Below are 302 nucleotides of genomic sequence, written 5' to 3' on the forward strand. Positions count from 1 at the left end.
CGAGACTATGATCGGGCAGCAGCGGATCATGCCAGCCCAGAATCATGAAACTTAACGCACTGGCCAGGGCGATCGGCAAGCCGCAGGCCGACGAAGTGGCCACTGCCTGCTGCATCGGCACGCTGCGCCAGGTCAGGAACGGCACGGTCAACGAACCGCCGCCGGTGCCGAAAATCGCCGACGACCAGCCGATCACGCCGCCCGCCAGGGTCAGGCCGAGCTTGCCCGGCACCTGGCGGCTGGCCTTGGGCTTGAGCTCCAGGGTCATCTGCACGGCGATCACCAGGGCGAACACACCGATG

General features: G+C 66.6%; 1 protein-coding gene. It reads right to left on the minus strand.

The genetic code is table 11. From position 1 onward, the window contains the following. The coding region (locus HX846_RS38975) for a sulfite exporter TauE/SafE family protein (protein WP_178967670.1) at positions 1–302 on the minus strand (302 nt) is incomplete at both ends.

Origin of the sequence: Pseudomonas sp. K5002, from assembly GCF_013386655.1 — a bacterium.
GTDB lineage: Bacteria > Pseudomonadota > Gammaproteobacteria > Pseudomonadales > Pseudomonadaceae > Aquipseudomonas.